General features: G+C 68.8%; 15 protein-coding genes. 5 read left to right on the top strand and 10 right to left on the bottom strand.

The window, feature by feature from the left end; genetic code table 11:
- Positions 1-108 precede the first annotated feature (108 nt).
- Positions 109-2,043, top strand: coding sequence for an SMP-30/gluconolactonase/LRE family protein (locus WJ12_RS21055; protein WP_059556375.1), 1,935 nt, complete (start codon positions 109-111; stop codon positions 2,041-2,043).
- Between the two features lie 170 nt (positions 2,044-2,213).
- Positions 2,214-3,044: a peptidylprolyl isomerase gene (locus WJ12_RS21060; RefSeq protein WP_049028225.1), complete on the top strand. Its 831-nt coding sequence runs from the start codon at positions 2,214-2,216 to the stop codon at positions 3,042-3,044.
- A 22-nt stretch (positions 3,045-3,066) separates the two neighbouring features.
- Here WJ12_RS21060 and WJ12_RS21065 read toward each other — a convergent pair whose 3' ends face one another.
- The gene (locus WJ12_RS21065; RefSeq protein ID WP_059556374.1) at positions 3,067-3,504 is read right to left on the bottom strand and encodes a GNAT family N-acetyltransferase; all 438 of its coding nucleotides are present in this window, start codon (positions 3,502-3,504) and stop codon (positions 3,067-3,069) included.
- 43 nt (positions 3,505-3,547) lie between these two features.
- On the bottom strand, positions 3,548-4,504 hold the full coding sequence (locus tag WJ12_RS21070) for an LAPAL motif-containing putative phage structural protein (protein WP_059556373.1): 957 nt from the start codon (positions 4,502-4,504) through the stop codon (positions 3,548-3,550).
- 310 nt (positions 4,505-4,814) lie between these two features.
- Between WJ12_RS21070 and WJ12_RS21075 the strand changes: the two genes are divergently transcribed.
- Together WJ12_RS21075 and WJ12_RS21080 are read left to right on the top strand one after the other, a co-directional pair.
- Complete coding sequence (locus WJ12_RS21075) at positions 4,815-6,107, top strand: MASE1 domain-containing protein (protein WP_059556372.1); 1,293 nt, start codon at positions 4,815-4,817, stop codon at positions 6,105-6,107.
- Positions 6,108-6,120: 13 nt separating this feature from the next.
- Positions 6,121-6,936, top strand: a complete 816-nt coding sequence (locus WJ12_RS21080) for an alpha/beta hydrolase (protein ID WP_059556371.1) — start codon at positions 6,121-6,123, stop codon at positions 6,934-6,936.
- 7 nt (positions 6,937-6,943) lie between these two features.
- On the opposite strand, the gene WJ12_RS21085 is transcribed toward WJ12_RS21080, so the two are convergent.
- The 8 genes from WJ12_RS21085 to WJ12_RS21120 form a co-directional block, all read right to left on the bottom strand.
- The gene (locus tag WJ12_RS21085) at positions 6,944-7,966 is read right to left on the bottom strand and encodes a MerR family transcriptional regulator (protein ID WP_059556370.1); all 1,023 of its coding nucleotides are present in this window, start codon (positions 7,964-7,966) and stop codon (positions 6,944-6,946) included.
- Between the two features lie 82 nt (positions 7,967-8,048).
- Positions 8,049-9,515 carry a xylulokinase gene (gene xylB / locus WJ12_RS21090; protein WP_059556369.1) on the bottom strand — a complete coding sequence of 489 codons (1,467 nt, stop codon included), beginning with the start codon at positions 9,513-9,515 and terminating at the stop codon, positions 8,049-8,051.
- Positions 9,512-10,450, bottom strand: a complete 939-nt coding sequence (locus tag WJ12_RS21095; RefSeq protein ID WP_049030664.1) for an AraC family transcriptional regulator — start codon at positions 10,448-10,450, stop codon at positions 9,512-9,514. Before WJ12_RS21095 ends, xylB begins: the two co-directional genes overlap by 4 nt.
- 28 nt (positions 10,451-10,478) lie before the next feature.
- On the bottom strand, positions 10,479-11,672 hold the full coding sequence (locus tag WJ12_RS21100) for an ABC transporter ATP-binding protein (protein WP_059556368.1): 1,194 nt from the start codon (positions 11,670-11,672) through the stop codon (positions 10,479-10,481).
- Between the two features lie 3 nt (positions 11,673-11,675).
- On the bottom strand, positions 11,676-12,710 hold the full coding sequence (locus WJ12_RS21105; RefSeq protein WP_034189711.1) for an NAD(P)-dependent alcohol dehydrogenase: 1,035 nt from the start codon (positions 12,708-12,710) through the stop codon (positions 11,676-11,678).
- 10 nt (positions 12,711-12,720) lie between these two features.
- A complete protein-coding gene (locus tag WJ12_RS21110; RefSeq protein WP_034189710.1) occupies positions 12,721-13,560 on the bottom strand; it encodes a carbohydrate ABC transporter permease in 840 nt (279 codons plus the stop codon).
- A complete protein-coding gene (locus WJ12_RS21115; RefSeq protein WP_226103857.1) occupies positions 13,548-14,507 on the bottom strand; it encodes a carbohydrate ABC transporter permease in 960 nt (319 codons plus the stop codon). Before WJ12_RS21115 ends, WJ12_RS21110 begins: the two co-directional genes overlap by 13 nt.
- Positions 14,491-15,756 carry an ABC transporter substrate-binding protein gene (locus WJ12_RS21120; RefSeq protein WP_264169417.1) on the bottom strand — a complete coding sequence of 422 codons (1,266 nt, stop codon included), beginning with the start codon at positions 15,754-15,756 and terminating at the stop codon, positions 14,491-14,493. The genes WJ12_RS21115 and WJ12_RS21120 overlap by 17 nt, the downstream gene beginning before the upstream one ends.
- A 307-nt stretch (positions 15,757-16,063) precedes the next feature.
- Here WJ12_RS21120 and WJ12_RS21125 point away from each other — a divergent pair, with 307 nt between their 5' ends.
- On the top strand, positions 16,064-16,750 hold the full coding sequence (locus WJ12_RS21125; RefSeq protein WP_059556367.1) for a hypothetical protein: 687 nt from the start codon (positions 16,064-16,066) through the stop codon (positions 16,748-16,750).
- The last annotated feature ends 11 nt before the right edge of the window (positions 16,751-16,761 follow it).

Consider the following 16,761-nt stretch of genomic DNA (forward strand, 5'->3'; position numbering starts at 1 on the left):
GATTGCGCCGGATGATTCACGGGAAGAATTTACGCATTGCGGATTTCAAGCCATCTGGCCGGCCGGTCCCTCAGGTGAATGTCTGCATCATTCAGGAGAGCAACCGTCATGGTCGCCAGCAAACGAATCCAGGCTGCGCTTGTTGTCGCGGCGATCGCCGCGATTGCGCCGGCCGCGCACGCGGGTAATACCACCGACTGGCTGGCGAACACCTACGGTACGCTCGCGGCGCACGTCGGCAACGTCGCGCGCGCGATGTGGGTCGCGCCCGAAGGCGTGATCTATACCGCGTCGATGTGGGACGAGGATGAAGGCGGTGTGGCGATCTACCAGAACGGCAAGAGCATCGGCTCGATCGGCACGCATTCGGAATTCCAGGGCAGCGCGATCACCGGCAACGCGACGTCGCTCTTCGTCGCGCTGCAGCCCGGCAAGACGTACGGCAGCGGCGCGGTGGGGCGCTACAACCGCGCGACGAAATATCGCGACCGCGTGATCCAGATCAGCGCGGCGACCAACCAGCCGCGCATCGACGTCGTCACCGGGCTCGCGACGGCCGGTTCGCTGCTCTACGCCAGCGACTTCTACGGCAATCGCGTGCGCGTATTCACCACCGACGGCGTGTGGCAACGGGACATCGACGTGTCGGCGCCGGGCGCGCTCGCGGTGGACGGTACGGGCAACGTGTGGGTCGCCCAGAAGAGCGCGGGCTCGATCGTCGGCTTCAGCCCGGCGGGCGCGTTGCTGAACACGATCCGGATGCCGGCCGGGTCGCGGCCGTCGGCGCTGTATTTCGATGCGGCGGCCGGCCAGCTGCTGGCGGGCGACGAAGGCCCCGACCAGAACATCAAGCGCTATACGGTGGCGGGCCGACCGGCGCTGGCCGGCACGTTCGGCGTGCGCGGCGGCTATCTCGACACGACGACGGGCATCAAGGGGCAGGTCGGCGCGCAGCGCTTCACGCGCATCGTCGGGATCGGCAAGGACACCGGCGGCAACCTGTACGTGCTCAACAATCCGTGGGGCGGCAGCTGGGATCTCGGCCGCAACGGCGCGACCGACATTCATGTGTACAGCGGTACGGGGAGCCTGCGTTATACGCTGCAGTCGTTGAATTTCGAAGGCATCGCCGCGCCGGATCCCGTCACGGACGGCGCGCTGTTCTATGGCGGCACGCACGTGTACAGCGGCACCGCGGGCGGCAAGTTCGTCGCGAACACCGTCGATCCGTTCGCGTACCCGGCGGACCCGCGCATCAACATGAGCGACACGCAGCGCGACGAACACTTCGGTCTGCTCACGTCGGTGGGCACGAACCGGATTCTCGTCGCGGCCGGCCAGAATCCGCCGGTCTTCTACTTCTACCATTTCAACGCGGCGAACGGCTATGTCGCGATTCCGGACGGCTCGATTCCGGGCCCCGCATTCAACACGACGCAGCGCGTGACGAGCGGCTTCAGCATCGACAGCAAGGGCGGCGTGTGGGCGGGCCTCGACAAGACCGGCGCGATCACGCATTACCCGCTGACCGGCTTCGACGCGAACGGCAAGCCGTCGTGGGGGCCTGGTGTCGCGACGCGCATTCCGGCCAGCATCCTGCCGCTGACGCGCATCGTCTATCTCGCGGACAGCGACACGATGGTGCTCGCGCAGGGTGCGCCCGGCAGCAACGACTGGACGTCGATCGGCACGCGCATCGAGGTGTACCACGGCTGGAGCGCGGGCAACACGACGAAGCCCGATCCGGTGATCACGCTGCCGCACAGCGGCGCCAAATCGATCGACGCGGTCGGCAATCATCTGTTCGTCGGCTACTGGTTCAGCAGCAGCGGACCGCTGTGGCCGAACGTCGACGCGTTCAACCTCGCCACCGGCAATCTCGACACCACGCTGGTCAATGCGAGCCCCGCGACGGTCGATACGAGCAGCGCGATCGACGCGATGTACAGCCTCCGCGCGTACCGTCGATCGAACGGCGAGTACGTGGTGATGAAGAACAACGTGAAGGGGAACAGCATCACCGTGTACCGCTGGACGCCTTGATGTGCCGGGCGTGCGGCCGCGTTGCGCGGCGCGGCATTCCCCAACCTCCCGACGCGGAAACGCGGTTCCGTGCACAATGACAGCGGCACACGCAGGCGCTGCGTGTGCGTGCACGATGAACCGGCGCGGCGCTCCATGCCGCGCTTCTTACGCTCGAAGCGACGATAACGATGAAGATGAAGACGACACCGAACCGCCTGGTGCTGATTGCCGCGCTGGCCGGCGCACTGTGCGGCCCTGTTCACGCGCAGACGGCCGCGACCGTCGCGACCGTCAACGGCACGCCGATCACGCAGGCCGACGTCGATACGCTGCTGCGTGCGTCCGGGCAACCCGACTCGCCGCAGGTCCGGCAGGCGATCAAGAACCAGCTGATCACGCGCGTGCTGGTGCAACAGGCCGCCGAAAAGGCGAACTACGGCGACAAGCCCGAGGTCAAGGCGGCGGTGCAGCAGGCGAAGGTGACGGCCGAGGTGCAGCTGTACCTGCGCGACAACGTGAAGCCCGAGCCGGTGACCGACGAGCAGGTGAAGGCGCGCTACGACGCACTCGTCGCGACGCTCGGCAAGAGCGAATACAAGCCGCGCGTGATCGTCGTCAAGGATCCGGTGACGGCCGCGACCGTGCTGAGCGAACTGAAAGCGGGCAAGTCGTTCGACGGGCTCGCGCGGCAGTACAGCATGGCGCCGAGCCGCGACAGCGGCGGCGAGCTGCCTTGGGTGAGCTTCAACACGCCGGCGGCGGAAGGCAAGACGGGCGGGTTGCCGCTGCCGGTCGCGCAGGCGCTCGAGAAACTGGCCGTCGGCGCGACGACCAAGGATTCGATTCCGGTCGACGGTGTGCGGGCGATCGTGAAGCTGGATGCGAAGCGGCCGACGCAGGTGCCGGGTTTCGAGGCCGCGAAGCCGGGACTTCAGCAGCAGCTGCAGGCGATCGCGGTCGAGAAGGCGAGCGCGCAGATGATCGGCGATCTGCTGAAGGACGCGAAGATCACGCAGTAACGCGACGGCGATATCGCGCGCGTCATGCGCGCCAGATCAGATTCGCGCTCGTGGCGGTTTCCGACGCGAGCCGGAAGCCGAGCCGTTCGTAGAGCCTTCGCGCCGGGTTACCGTGCAGCACGCTCAGCGAGACCGGCACGTGCTCGCGTGCGGCGTCGGCCAGCAAGGCGCGCAGCACGGCCTCGCCGATGCCGCGGCCCTGGTGCGCGGGGAGGATCTGGATCTGGTGGACGTGCCACTCGACGGCGGTGCGCGTCACCTTCAGCAGGCCGATCGCGGCGGCACCTTCGCAGACGATCATCGCGTCTTCGAAGTGGGCGCGGATGCGCTGGTCGTGCGCTGCGTCGTCGGTCGGCGCGCCGACCCGCTGCAGGTGCTCGGTCATCGTCAGTCGACGGAGCGTCAGCAGGAAGGGGAGGTCGGCGGCGGAGGCAGGACGCAGATCGATCGCCGTTTTCATGATGGATGACGGATTGCGTTGGGCATTGGAGCGGCGACGCGGATCACAGGCCGGGCAACTGAATCTGCCGGCCGGCCGGACGATGTTCGAGGACATCCGTGACTTCGTATTCGGTTTTTGCCCCGTCCGAAGTTTGCCATTGCTGCATGCGGACATTGCAGACGAGCACGTCCCCCTTGCTGAAACTGATCTGGCTGTTGTTCACGCGCGACAGGAAGCCGGCATCCGTGATCGCCGCATGAATCGTCGACGTGCCGTCGTGCAGCCGCCATTTGTTGTCGTCCTTGAACGCGAGCGACACGATCGAGAACGCCATCTTGCGATGCTCGTCGAGCAGGAGCGCATCGGCTGGCTCGGGCGCGTGAAACCACGCAATTTCGTGGCGGGCGACCGTCTCGAACACTTGCGTATCGGTGCCGGCCGCGAACATCTCGATGCCTTCGTGCGCGAGCGGCGCAAGGACCTGCGCGGTTGCGTGGCGAACGCGGACGTCGCGCAACAGCGTGAGGACGGGCAGGTCGATCTCGAGTTCGTCGCCGTCGACCTGCAGCACCGCGCCGTGGTCCTGCACCCGCACGTGCCGGATCTCGCGTCCGCGCTGCCACTTGAGGACGGCGAAAAGCCCCTTGCTCGCCTTGGGCGCGGCGATGCCGAGCGCCGCCAGGATCGTGACCGCATTGGCGAGCGCCGTGCCTTCGTTGCCGCTCAGCATGTCGCGCATGCGGCCGAGCAGCGAGGTCGCGAGCGTGAAGTCGATGCCGAAGCTGCCGGTCTTGAAGCTGCCGCGCACATTCACTTGCGGCCGAACCTGATCGCCGCACAGTGCACGCGTTGACGCGTCGAGCAAATCGCCGAATGCAAGCAGCGCGGGCGCGAGTTCGCGCACGTCCATCTCGGACGATTCGAGCGCGGGGCCGTCGTACGTGACGCGAAATCGGCTCATGGAATCAAAGGGGCCGAGATCGGCCGGGCCGGGACGGTTTCCATTGCATGTGGTCATGTCGAATGCGGGCTGGAAAGGGGGACGATACCCGAAACGAGTGCTTCCGGATGTCTTTCATGATGGGGGTGAACGACCTGCCATGCGCGAATTTGGCCATTCGGCCAGGGGGACACGCGGACGTGTCCCGACAGCATCCGGCCACCCGCGAACTTTTCCGATATCTTCCCGGTCACAACCGCCGGCTTGCGGGCACGCCGGCGCCGCCGAACGCGCCGCCGGTCCCCGGTATTCCCCGGCCCGCGCCGTCCGCATATCATTCGCACATCGCGCACCTGCAGGCCGCAGGCGCGGCATACAGGGATTCTCGATGGACACCAAACGATCGCGGCCGGGGCTCGTCGCCGCGCTGCTCTGGGCGGCGCTGTATCTCGCGACCGGCTACATCTCGCACGAGTTCAACGGCCCCGTCCGGCTGACGGGCTATATCTGGCTGCCGGCCGGCGTGACGGTCGGCGCTTTCATGCTGCGCCCGGTGCGCGACTGGCTGACGCTGGCCGGCGCGTTCCTCGTCGGCCAGCTCGCGCTGACCGCGATCGAACACGGCAGCCTCGTCAACGCCATGCTGTTCACGGTCGACGAGGTCGGCGCGGCCGCGCTGGCCGTCTGGCTCGTGCAGCGCGTGCGCTTCTCGCTCGAAGGGCTGTACTTCCTGCGCTCGGTGATCCTCGCCGGGCTGATCGCGGGCGTCGTCGGCGCGATCGGCGGCGCGGCGTGGTACACGACGGTCAAGGGCGCGTCGTTCTTCGACGTGTGGTCGGTGTGGGCCGCGTCCGATTTCGTCGGCGTGCTGCTGGTCACGCCGGTGCTCGCGTCGTGGTCGCGCTTTCGCGCGCACCGCTCCGGCGACCACGAGCGCTTCGACCTGATGCTCGGCATCGTCGCGTTCGCGCTGCTCGCGCTCGTCGCGCTCGCGATCTTCGACGGCGACACGTCGCGGAAATTCGGCACGGGCGCCGGCTTCGCGCTCACCTATGTCCCGCTGTTCCTGGCCGTGGCGGTCACGCTGCTGCTCGGCGGCCGCGCGGGCTCGTCGTCGGTGCTGGTGCTCGCGCTGATCGTGATCGAGCAGACCGCGCAGGGCGACGGCCCGTTCTCGTCGTTCCACGAACACTACGGCAGCGCGCTGCTCGAAGCGCAGCTTTATCTCGCGGTTGCATCGCTGCTGGTGCTGGCGGTCAGCACGCTGAAGACGACCCGCGAACGCGTGCACGAGCATGCGGCGGTGCTGCAGAACAACATGGAGCTCGCGCTCGCGAGCGCCGGCCAGATCGCGTACGTGCTCGATCCGGAGTCGGGCCGGATCGACTGGAGCGGCGACGTCGAGCGCGTGTTCGGCGTCGGCGTCGACGCGTCGCAGATCGCGAGCGTGCCGCTCGTGCTCGAACGCGTGCAGCCGGGCGACCGCGAAGCACTGAGCGACTACTGGAACGCGGAGATCGCGGGCGAGGACCGCGCGTCGCTGTCGCTGCGCATCGTGCTGCGCGACGGCGGCACGCGGACGATCACCGACCACGGCGCGCCGCTGCTCGATTCGAACGTCGACGTGACGGTGGTCGCGGGCGTCTGGCAGATCGAGCGCGTGTGGCCGGCGGACGAATGAGCGGGCACGCGTCATGACAGGGCGTACGGGCGTCCTGCTGATCCATGGGCTCGGCGGCACGCAATACGATCTCGGTTCGCTGCACAAGGCGATGCGGCGCGCGGGCGCCGACCCGCACATGATCACGCTGCCGGGGCACGGCACGCGCCCCGAGGATCTGGTCGGCGTGCGCGCGGAGGCGTGGCTCGACGCGGTGACCGAACAGTATCGTGCGCTGGAGCGCGAGTACGACACGCTGCATGTCGCGGGGATGTGCATGGGCGCGCTGGTCGCGCTGCTGCTGTGCCACCGCGTGCAGCATGCGCGCGGCCGGCTCGCGTTGCTGGCCGCGCCGGTATTCATCGACGGCTGGTCGACGCCGTGGTACCGGTCGCTGCGGCACGTGCTGTATCGCGTGCCGGGGGTGGCGGAACGGATGCGCGTCGAGGAAGGCGATCCGTTCGGCATCAAGAACGCGACGATCCGCGCGATCGTGAAGAAGAAGTTCGAGCGGCAGGACGGTTTCCACTATGCGTGGGTGCCGCTCGCGTGCGTGCGGCAAGTCGACCGGATGCGCGACTGGGTGCGCAAGGCCGCGCCAGGCACGCCGTGCCCGACACTCGTGCTGCATGCGCGCGAGGACGAACTGACGAGCCTGCGCTCGGCCGATTTCCTGCTGGAGAAGATGCCCGACGCGCGCGGGATCGTGCTGGAAAACAGCTATCACATGATCTGCGCGGACAACGATCGCGACGATGTCGCGCGGCACGTGCTCGAATTCTTCGGCTTCGATCCCGTGCATGCGGTGAGCCCGGCGATGGCGCGCAGGCTGGGGCGGCTGGAATCCTGATACCTGCTCACGCCGCTTCCGGCCGGCGGGCGAGCCGCTCGCGGACCGCCGGCGACGCCAGGCATGTCGCCACCGCCTCGTAACCGGGCGCGCCCGGGTAAGGCGCCACCCGTGAAGGCGGGCTGTGATTGGCCGGGCACAACAGGATGGTTTCGTCGGGGCCGACGGCCGCCAGGTCGAGGATCGCCGACGAGCGCGTGAGCAGGAACAGCGGCCGCCTGCCGGCGGCGGCGCGTTCACGCAGATGGGCCATCAAGGCCAGTTGCGTGGAACGGTCGAGATCCTGTTCGATCATGTCGACGACCAGCGTGCGCGGGCCTTCCGCTTCGAGGTTGACGAGCAGCGCGGTCAGCGCTGCCGACGGCGTGGCGCCCCTGTCGGCAAGCGAGGTCAGCGCGCGGTCGACGCACGACTTCAGCGCTGGATCGGCGCGCACTGCCGCGCGTGCCGCCGCACAGTCGTTTTCCAGCCGATCGAGCCCCACGAACACCGCACCGGGCAGCGCGTCGGCCAGCCGAAGCGCGAGCCGCGTCTTGCCGCTTCCCAGCGAGCCGATGATGTAGTTCAGCGGCCGGATATCGCGACACTCGAACCACTCGCCGCCCCACGGCCACGGCAGGCTGAACGCGACGCCGGTACCCGAATCGTCGAGCAGCCGCGTCAGCTCGCCGCCGGCAGGCATCCGGCCGCGCGCGAGGCCGGCGCGGATCGCGCGCACGCGGTCCACCTTGCGCACCAGATCCTGAACGCCGCGATCGAGCGCGGTTTCGTGTGCCGCCAGTGCGGCATCGAGGCTGCGCGCATCGCCGTCGAGCACGTCCGCCACCTGCGCGAGGCTGAGGCCGAGCTTGCGCAGTGCCGCGATGTCGGCGGCGCGGGCGAGGTCGTCCGGGCCGTACGCGCGGTATCCGGCCGGCGTGCGCTCCGGCATGACGAGGCCATGCTGCTCATACAGCCGCAGCGCCTTGGTCGAAACACCAAGCTGCGCGGCGGCCGCGGATGCGTTCAAACGGGGCGTGGACCTACCCATCCGTCACCTCTTTGCGGTCGATTGGTTGCGTCCAGCATAAAGGCGACCCCAAGGGCCGGGTCAAGCGCGATGGCGCGGCCGCTCAGTCGGCGGCCGCGAATTCCTCCCGCAACGCCCGATACAACCGCCGATACCGCGCGAGCCGCCCCGCCAGCCGATCGACCGACGCCGAATCGGGCGCGACCGTCTCCGTCACCGGCGGCGCGACGCAGACTGCCTCGAGCGGGTCGCCCGTCGCCGCCAGTCGCGCCAGACGCGCGGCGCCGAGTGCCGCGCCGACGGCACCGTCCGCATGACGCTGCATCGCGAGCCCGGTCGCATTCGCGCACAGCCGCGCCCAGAACGCGCTCTTCGAGCCGCCGCCGATGAACGACACCGTGTCGAGCGTCGTGCCGGCCGCACGCAGCGCGTCGTAGCCGTCGGCCATCGCGAACGCGACACCTTCCATCACCGCATAGGCGAGGTCGTCCGCGTCGTGCTCGTTGGACAACCCGAAGAACACGCCGCGCGCATGCGCGTCGTTGTGCGGCGTGCGCTCGCCGCCGAGATACGGCAGGAACAGCGGCGCACGCGCCGGATCGGCGTGCTCGGCGCGCGCGGCCAGCGCGCCGGCGGTCGTGCCGTGCGCGCGCGCGAGCCAGTCGAGGCTCGCGGCGGCCGACAGGATCACGCTCATCTGGTGCCAGCGTCCTTCGATGCAGTGGCAGAACGCGTGCACCGCCGCATCCGGGTTCGGGGCGAAGCGGTCGTTGCCGGCGAACAGCACGCCGGACGTGCCGAGCGACAGGAAGCCGCTGCCGGCGCCCGTGACGCCCATGCCGATCGCCGACGCCGCGTTGTCGCCGGCCCCGCCGGCGATCGTCACGGGCCCCGCGATGCCCCATTCGCGCCGCAGCGCATCGCGCAGCTGCGCGGCCAGCGCATTGCCTTCGACGAGGCGCGGCATCTGCGCGCGCGACAGCTCGGTCGCGGCGAGCATCCGGTCGGACCAGTCGCGGCGCGCGCAGTCGAGCCACAGGGTGCCCGACGCATCGGACAGGTCGGACACGAATTCGCCGGACAGGCGCCAGATCAGGTAATCCTTCGGCAGCAGCACCTTGTGCACCGCGCGGAACACGGCCGGCTCGTACTTCGCGAGCCACAGCAGCTTCGGCGCGGTGAAGCCCGGCATCGCCATGTTGCCGGTGATCGCGCGCGACTCCGGCACCAGCGCCTCGAGTTCGACGCATTCGGTGCCGGCGCGCGTGTCGTTCCACAGGATCGCGGGCCGCAGCACCTGGTCCGCGCGATCGATCAGCGTCGCGCCGTGCATCTGCCCGGACAGCGCGATGCCGCGCAGCGCGGCGAAGCCGGCCGGATGCGCGGCGCGCACCGACGCGATCGCATCGAGCATCGCGTGCCACCACGCCTGCGGGCTCTGTTCGGACCAGTGCGGATGCGGGCGGCTGATCGACAGCGTGGCCGAGCCGATCGCGAGGGGCACCGAGCCGGAATCGGTGAGGAGAACCTTGACCTCGGACGTGCCGAGATCGATGCCGAGAAATGTCACGTATGAAGCGTCCTGTCTGGGGCGCGCGGCGGCGCGCGTCGCGGGAGCGGCGCGTCGTCGTCGCGGCCGTGCGGTTCGTTGAGGCGATGCAGCGCGCGGAACTTCGACGGCGGCACCTGTTTCATCGCGAGAAACTGACGGTTGAAGTTCGACAGGTTGTTGAAGCCGACCCGGTAGCAGATGTCGGTCACCGTCAGGTCGGAAAACATCAGCAACTCGCACGCCTCGTTGATGCGCAGCCGGTTCAGGTAGCGCACGAACGACGAGCCGGTATGGCGGCGGAAGAACCGCGTGAAGGTGCTGACGCTCATGCCGGCGAACGCGGCGACGTCGGTCTCGCGCAGCACGCCGGGCAGGTTCTGCTGCAGGTACGACAGCACCTGGTTGATGGTCGACGACATGTAGTGCTGCGCGTCGCTGCGGTAGCCGGGGCCCGCGAGCACGCGCCGCTCGCGGCACGACGACAGCCGGTCGAACAGCGACATCAGGATCTCGACGCGCCGGCAGCCGTGCGCGTTCGCGAGCTCGAGCATCAGCGGCGCGACCTCGATGCCGATGCGGTCGGGAAACTGCACGCCGCGCGCCGCGTCGTCGATCAGGTCGATCACCGGCTGCAGCTCGCTGAACGCGCCGACCATCTTCTCGATCGCATCGCGCGAGAACTGCAGCACGACGTCGCGCGACGGCACACGCTCGCCGTCGGGGAGTTCGCTGACCCAGTTGTGCGGCAGGTTCGGCCCGGTGACGATCAGGTTGCCGGGGCCGAAATCGCCGATATGGTCGCCGACGAACACCTTGCCGTGCGACGCCTGGATCAGATGAATCTCGTATTCGGGATGAAAGTGCCACTTCGCGACCGAATGCGGATAGTCGTGGACCCACGCGCGGAACGATTCGTCGCGGTGGGTGGGAACGATCTCGAGATCCGGGTTCATCGTGTGCTCCGTCGGGCGTGCCGGCGTGCTACGAGCGGGACATCGACCAGCCCGTCGCGGCAGGCGGCGTGGCGCGCGTCGCGGCCGCCGGCGGGGCCGCGTGCGCGATCGGGTTCGCGTCGGGCAGCGTGACGTTGCGCTCGGTGCCGGCGTCGAACAGGTGCAGGGCTGCTTCGTCGAAGCGCAACGCTACCACGGCGCCCGGGGCCGGTGCCATCGGGGCCGGCACGAGGGCCGCGCACGGCTGGCCGTGCCAGTCGAGCGTGACGAGCGCCTCGGCGCCGAGCAGTTCGACGAGTTCCACGGTGCCGGTCAGCGCGAGCGTGCCGGGGGTCGAATCGCTTTCGGCGACGAGCCGCAGGTGATTCGGGCGGACCGCCACCTTGACCTGCTGGCCGTCCTGCAGCCGCGCGAAGCGCGACGACGCGAGCGGCCAGCGCGTGCCGTTGCAGTCGAGCACCACGGTCGCGCCGTGGCGCCCGATCGTGCCGTCCGCGAAGTTCATCGCGGGCGTGCCGACGAACCCGGCGGCGAACACGGTATGCGGCTGACCGTACAGCTCGGCCGGCGTACCGATCTGCTCGATGCGACCGCCGCGCATCAGCACGACGCGGTCCGCGAGCGTCATCGCCTCGAGCTGGTCGTGCGTGACGTACAGCGTCGTCGTCTTCAGCCGCCGGTGCAGCCGCTTGATGTCGCCGCGCAACTGCGTGCGCAGCTTCGCGTCGAGGTTCGACAGCGGCTCGTCGAACAGGAACACGGCCGGCGTCTTGATCATCGCGCGCGCGATCGCCGCGCGCTGCTGCTGGCCGCCCGACATCGCGCGCGGGCGGCGCTCGAGCAGCGCGTCGAGGCTCAGGATGCGCGCGACGTCGCGCACGCGGCGGTCGATCTCGTCGGCCGGCACCTTCAGGCGCCGCAGGCCGAACGCGATGTTGTCGTACACCGTCATGTGCGGGTACAGCGCGTAGTTCTGGAACACCATCGCGACATTGCGCTCGCGCGACGGCAGGTCGTTCACGACCGCATCGCCGATCACGAGTTCGCCGCCGGTGATCGCCTCGAGGCCCGCGATCATCCGCAGCATCGTCGACTTGCCGCAGCCGGACGGGCCCAGCAATACGATGAATTCGCCGTCGGCGATCTCGAGGTCGAGCGGATGCAGCACGGCGGGGCCGCCGTCGTAGTGCTTCGACAAAGCCTTGCAGGTGATCTGGGCCATGGCTCAATCCATTTCGATCTGAATCTTGACGTCGCGCGGCTGGCCGCTCGCCGCTTCCTCGAACGCGCGCACGCCTTCGGAAAACGGGAACGTGCGCGAGATGAACGGCTTCACGTCGATCGCGCCGGACGCGATCAGCGCCAGTGCGCGCGGGAAGATGTTCGCGTAGCGGAAGACCGATTCGATGCGGCCTTCCTTCGCCTGCAGCGCGACCACGTCGAGCGGCACGGGGGCGACCGGCATGCCGATCAGCACCGCGCAGCCGCCCGGGCACATCAGGTCGACGAGGCCCGCATAGGCGTTCGCGCTGCCGCTTGCCTCGAACACGACGTCCGCGCCCCAGCCGCCGGAGGCTACCGCGACCGCGTCGGCAAGCGGCCGCGTGCGCACGTCGACGGTCGTGACGGCCGGGTTGCCGGCGAACAGCGCGAGCTTCTCGGGTACGACGTCGGCGAGGATCACGCGCGCGGCGCCGCCCGCGAGCGCGGCGAGCGCCGTCATCGCGCCGATCGTGCCGGCGCCGATCACGACCGCGAGGTCGCCCGGCTTCATCGCCGCCTTCTTCGCGGCCTGCAGGCCGATCGACAGCGGCTCGACGATCGCGCCTTCGGCAAACGACACGTTGTCGGGCAGCCGGTACGTGAACGCGGCCGGATGCACGACGAACGGCGTCAGGCAGCCGTGGACGGGCGGCGTCGCCCAGAAGCGCACGTCGGGATCGAGGTTGTAGAGCCCGCGCAGCGTCGCGGGCGAATCGAGGCGCGGCACGCCGGGCTCCATGCACACGCGGTCGCCGACGCGCAGGTGCGTGACGGCGGCGCCGGTCTCGACGACGGTGCCGGACGCCTCGTGGCCGAGCACCATCGGCGCGTCGACGCGAAACGGGCCGATGCCGCCGTGAACGTAGTAATGCACGTCGCTGCCGCAGACGCCGACCGTATGCACCTTGATCCGGACATCGCCGGGGCCGACCTGTTGCGGCAGGTCGATGTCGCGCAGCGCGAGCTCGCGCGTGCGTTCGAGTACGAGCGCTTTCAACGTTTCCTCCTTATTTTCCCTTGACCATCGAATTGAGCAGGCGGCTCAGCATGCCGACGAACACGAGCGGCGGCAGCGCGAGCAGCACCGTCGACGCATTGATCACGCCCCACGGCACTTCCTGGCCGAGCGACGTGAACGCGGACGCGACCACCGGCAGCGTCGCGCTGCGCGACGACGTCAGCGCGAGCGCGATCATCAGTTCGTTCCAGACCAGCACGAAGCTGAACACGATGCCGCCGAGCAGCGTGCTCGCGCACACCGGCAGCGCGATATGCCAGAACACCGCGTACGGGCCGTAGCCGTCGAGCGCGGCGGCTTCCTCGATCTCGCGCGGCAGCCGGCGGAACACCGGGATCGACAGCCACGTGATGGTCGACAGCGTGACCAGCAGGTACGTGACGATCATCGACAGCTTCGTGTCGTACAGCCCGAGATCGACCCAGATCGCGATCAGCGGCAGCGCGACCGCGACCGGCGGCAAAAAGCGCAGCGACAGCAGGAAGAACTGGATGTCGCGCTTGCCGCGTACCGGGTAGCGCGCGATCGCATACGCGGCCGGCACGCCGAGCACCGCGCCGATCAGCACGGCCGCGCCGACGATCGCGATGCTGTTGCCGAGCCCGATCAACACTTCCGGGCTCGACAGCACCTGCTCGTAGTTCGCGAGCGTCGGCGTGAAGATGAAGCGCGGCGTCGGCGTGACGATGTCGAGCAGGTGCTTGAGCGAATTGAGCACGGCCCAGAACAGCGGAAACGCGGCGACGAGCAGGATCGCGCCGGCGATCGCGACGGTGGAAACGGCGGCGGGGCCGCGGCGAGCCATTCGGCGAGCCATCAGTCGTCCCATTTGTTGACCCTCTTCCAGATGAGCGTGAAGACGAGCGTGGTCGCGACCATCATCAGCACGGCCATGCCCGACGCATACGACACCTTGCCGGCGAGGCCGATGCCCTGCTGGTACGCGTAGAGATCGAGCGTCTCGGTCGCGATGCCGGGGCCGCCCTTGGTCATCACGTAGATCAGGTCGAACGAACGCAGCGACTCGACCATCTTGATGAACACGAGGCTCACGAGCGGCGCCTTCAGCATCGGCAGCGCGATGTACGCATGCACCTGCCACGTCGTCGCGTAATCGAGCCGCGCGGCTTCGAGCGGCTCGGGCGGCAGCGTCTCCAGCAGCTTCAGGATCACGACCGCGAAGAACAGCCCCCATTGCCATACGTCGACGAGCGCGACCGCGTACAGCGCGAGATGCGGATCGGCGAGGAACGCGGTGTTCTCGATGCCGAGCGTGCCGAGCAGCCAGCTCAGGATGCCGGTGAGCGGCGCGTACATGAACTTCCAGATGAACGCGGCCGACACGCGCGGCAGCAGCACCGGCATGATCAGCACCAGCGACGCAAGACGGCGCCAGCGGCCGTGCACGCGCTCGAACAGGAACACGGCGAGCGCGATTCCGACCAGCACCGCGCCGGCGACCGTGACGACTTCCCACAGCACCGACACCTCGATCGCGTTCAGGAAGCGGCGGTCCGACGCGAGCCGGACGAAATTGCGCAGACCGACGTATTCGCTGTCCGGGTAGCGCAGCACGCGGTTGCGCAGCGCGAGGTTGATCGCGGCGACGGTCGGGACGAGGCTCAGGACCGCGAGCAGCGCGAGCGTCGGCGCGAGGAATACCCACGGCAGGCTCGTGCGGTCGCGGCGCGCGCGGCCGTGCCGGGCCGCAGGAGGGGAAGGGGCAGGGCGGACGTCGAGCGCGCGCCCGCCCGCGCCGTCATTTGCGAGCGCCATGTTCGAGCGCATCCTTCGCGTACTGGGCCGCGTCGTCGAGCGTGCCGCGGATATCCGTCTGCGTGCCGGTGAACACCTGTTCGAGCGCGATGCCGAGGTTGTCGCCGATGTCCGGCCACTGCGGCGTGCGCCAGATCGTCACCTGCGTGACGGGGTTGGTGTCGTTCAGTCCGGCCTGGATCTGCGGCGCGACGTGCTGCTTGAAGTACGGGCTGCCGATCGTGCTCGAGCGGTTGTAGTCGCTGAACACGCCGTTGCGCAGCCGCGCCTGTTCCTGGTCCTTGCTGGTCGCCCACGCGATGAAGCGGCCGGCGGCCATCCGCGTGCAGTCGTCCTTCGCGCCGACCGCCGAGATCGCGAAGCCGTGGCCATACGCGGCCGACGGCAGCGGCGCGGGCGGGCGCGTGTAGCCGACCTTGCCGGCCACGCTCGACTTGCTCGCATCCTCCATCCAGTCGGCGAACGGCGTCGATTCGATCATGAACGCGACCTTGCCCGAGCGGAACGCTTCGAGCGCGTTGCTCCAGTCGTAGGTCGCGGCGCCCGGCGGCGCGTACTTGAACAGGTCGCTGTAGAGCTGCGTGGCCTTCACGGCGGCCGGCGAGTTGAACGCGGGCTGGCCGCCCTTGTCGGTCCATGTGCCGCCCATCCCGAGCATGAACGGCGACCAGCGCCACACGTTCATCCCCGAGCCGCGCTGGCCGCGCGCGACCCAGCCGTACAGCTTCGGCGGCGCGTTGAGCTTCTTGATCGCGGCGACGAGCTGGTCGAGCGTCTTCGGCACCGGGATGTGCGCGGCGTCGAGCAGGTCGCGGCGGTAGAACAGGAAGTCGCCGCCGCCGATCAGCGGCGCGAAGTACGCGACGCCGTTGTAGCTCGCGACCGCGCGGCGGCCGGGCAGGAAATCGTCGTAGTCGTATTCCTTCGGGTAGTACTTGAGGAGCGGCACGATCCAGTTGGCCGACGCGAATTCGGCGACGTTTGCCTCGTCGACGTAGTAGATCTGATAGGAACCCGCGCCGGTCGACGCGTCGAGCCGCGATTTCGCGCGACGGTCGTTCTCGCCGAAATAGCTGATCTCGACCCTGGTGCCGCTCTTCTTCTCGTAGTCGGCCAGCGACTTCTCCATCACCGACAGGCCGAGGCTCTTCTGCGCGAGCACCCGAAGGGTCGGCACCTTGCAGGCTTGCGCGGCCGCGACGCCCGGCAGACAGGCGCCGAGCAGCAGGCCGGCTGCGACGATTCGCATCTTGTTCACCCGTGTCTCCTTGATTCTGCTTGTTCGAATGCCGTCGATGACGGCAGGAACAATGGTGTGACGCGGGCGATGCGATCACCACATCAAAAGAGTTTGGAAACCGATACTTTTTGCTCAGGGTCGGTCGTGCGATGCACAAAATGTGGTGGTCGGGCGAGGCGCATGCCGGAGTCGGGCCGGAGCCGGGCGGCAGGCGGTGGTTCCTTTCTCGCCGTGCCGCGCATCTGGGAGAATGCGGTTGCGGCCGTGCCGGTCCACGGCCCGCGCCGACACGGCGCAGCATCCGACAGGGGGGAACTTGACCGACAACGAAGCACTCTCGCTCCGCCCGGAAAGCCGCTTCTGGCAGCTTGCGCCGGTGAGGTGGTGGATTCGCGGGCACGGCCGCGACGGTTATTCGTTCCGTCTGCTGCTGGTCCCGCTCGTCATCGTGTTCGCGCTCGAATTCGTCTGCATGATGGTCGACGCGCTGTACACGAGCATCGCCGTCAGCGCGGCCGCGACGCTGTTCCTCGGCTTCGCCGGTTACCACGGCGCGCAGCGCGAATGGCTCGTGACGTCCGCGACCGCGCGTGCGCTCGTGAAGGCACGCATGAAGAAGGCGGCCGAGCGGCTCGCGTCGCTCGGCGTCGGTGCGACCGTGCTGGCGATCTGCGTCGCCGCGACGTCGCTGTCGCTCGTGATGTCGGGCCGGCCGGTGCTGGACAGCGTGTCGAAGGAAGCCGTGTCGATCTTCATCGCGCTGGTGTTCCTGCCGGTGTACGTGTCCGGCGCGGTGCGCAAGCTCGCGATCGCCCGGATCGAGGAACTGGAGGCGCTGCGTTACGCCACGGTCGGCACGCAGCTGAAATTCGATCGCGCCGGCGCCGTGCGCGCGGTGGTCGTGCAGGGCGCCGGCGGGAGAGGAACGGTGTCCGTGACGGAGTACACGGTGCTCGGCTTCGGCCCGCCGCTCGAACAGGTTGGACGCGAGCGGTGCGCATGAGCGCGTAACGG

Origin of the sequence: Burkholderia seminalis (genome assembly GCF_001718535.1) — a bacterium.
GTDB classification, from domain to species: Bacteria; Pseudomonadota; Gammaproteobacteria; order Burkholderiales; family Burkholderiaceae; genus Burkholderia; species Burkholderia seminalis.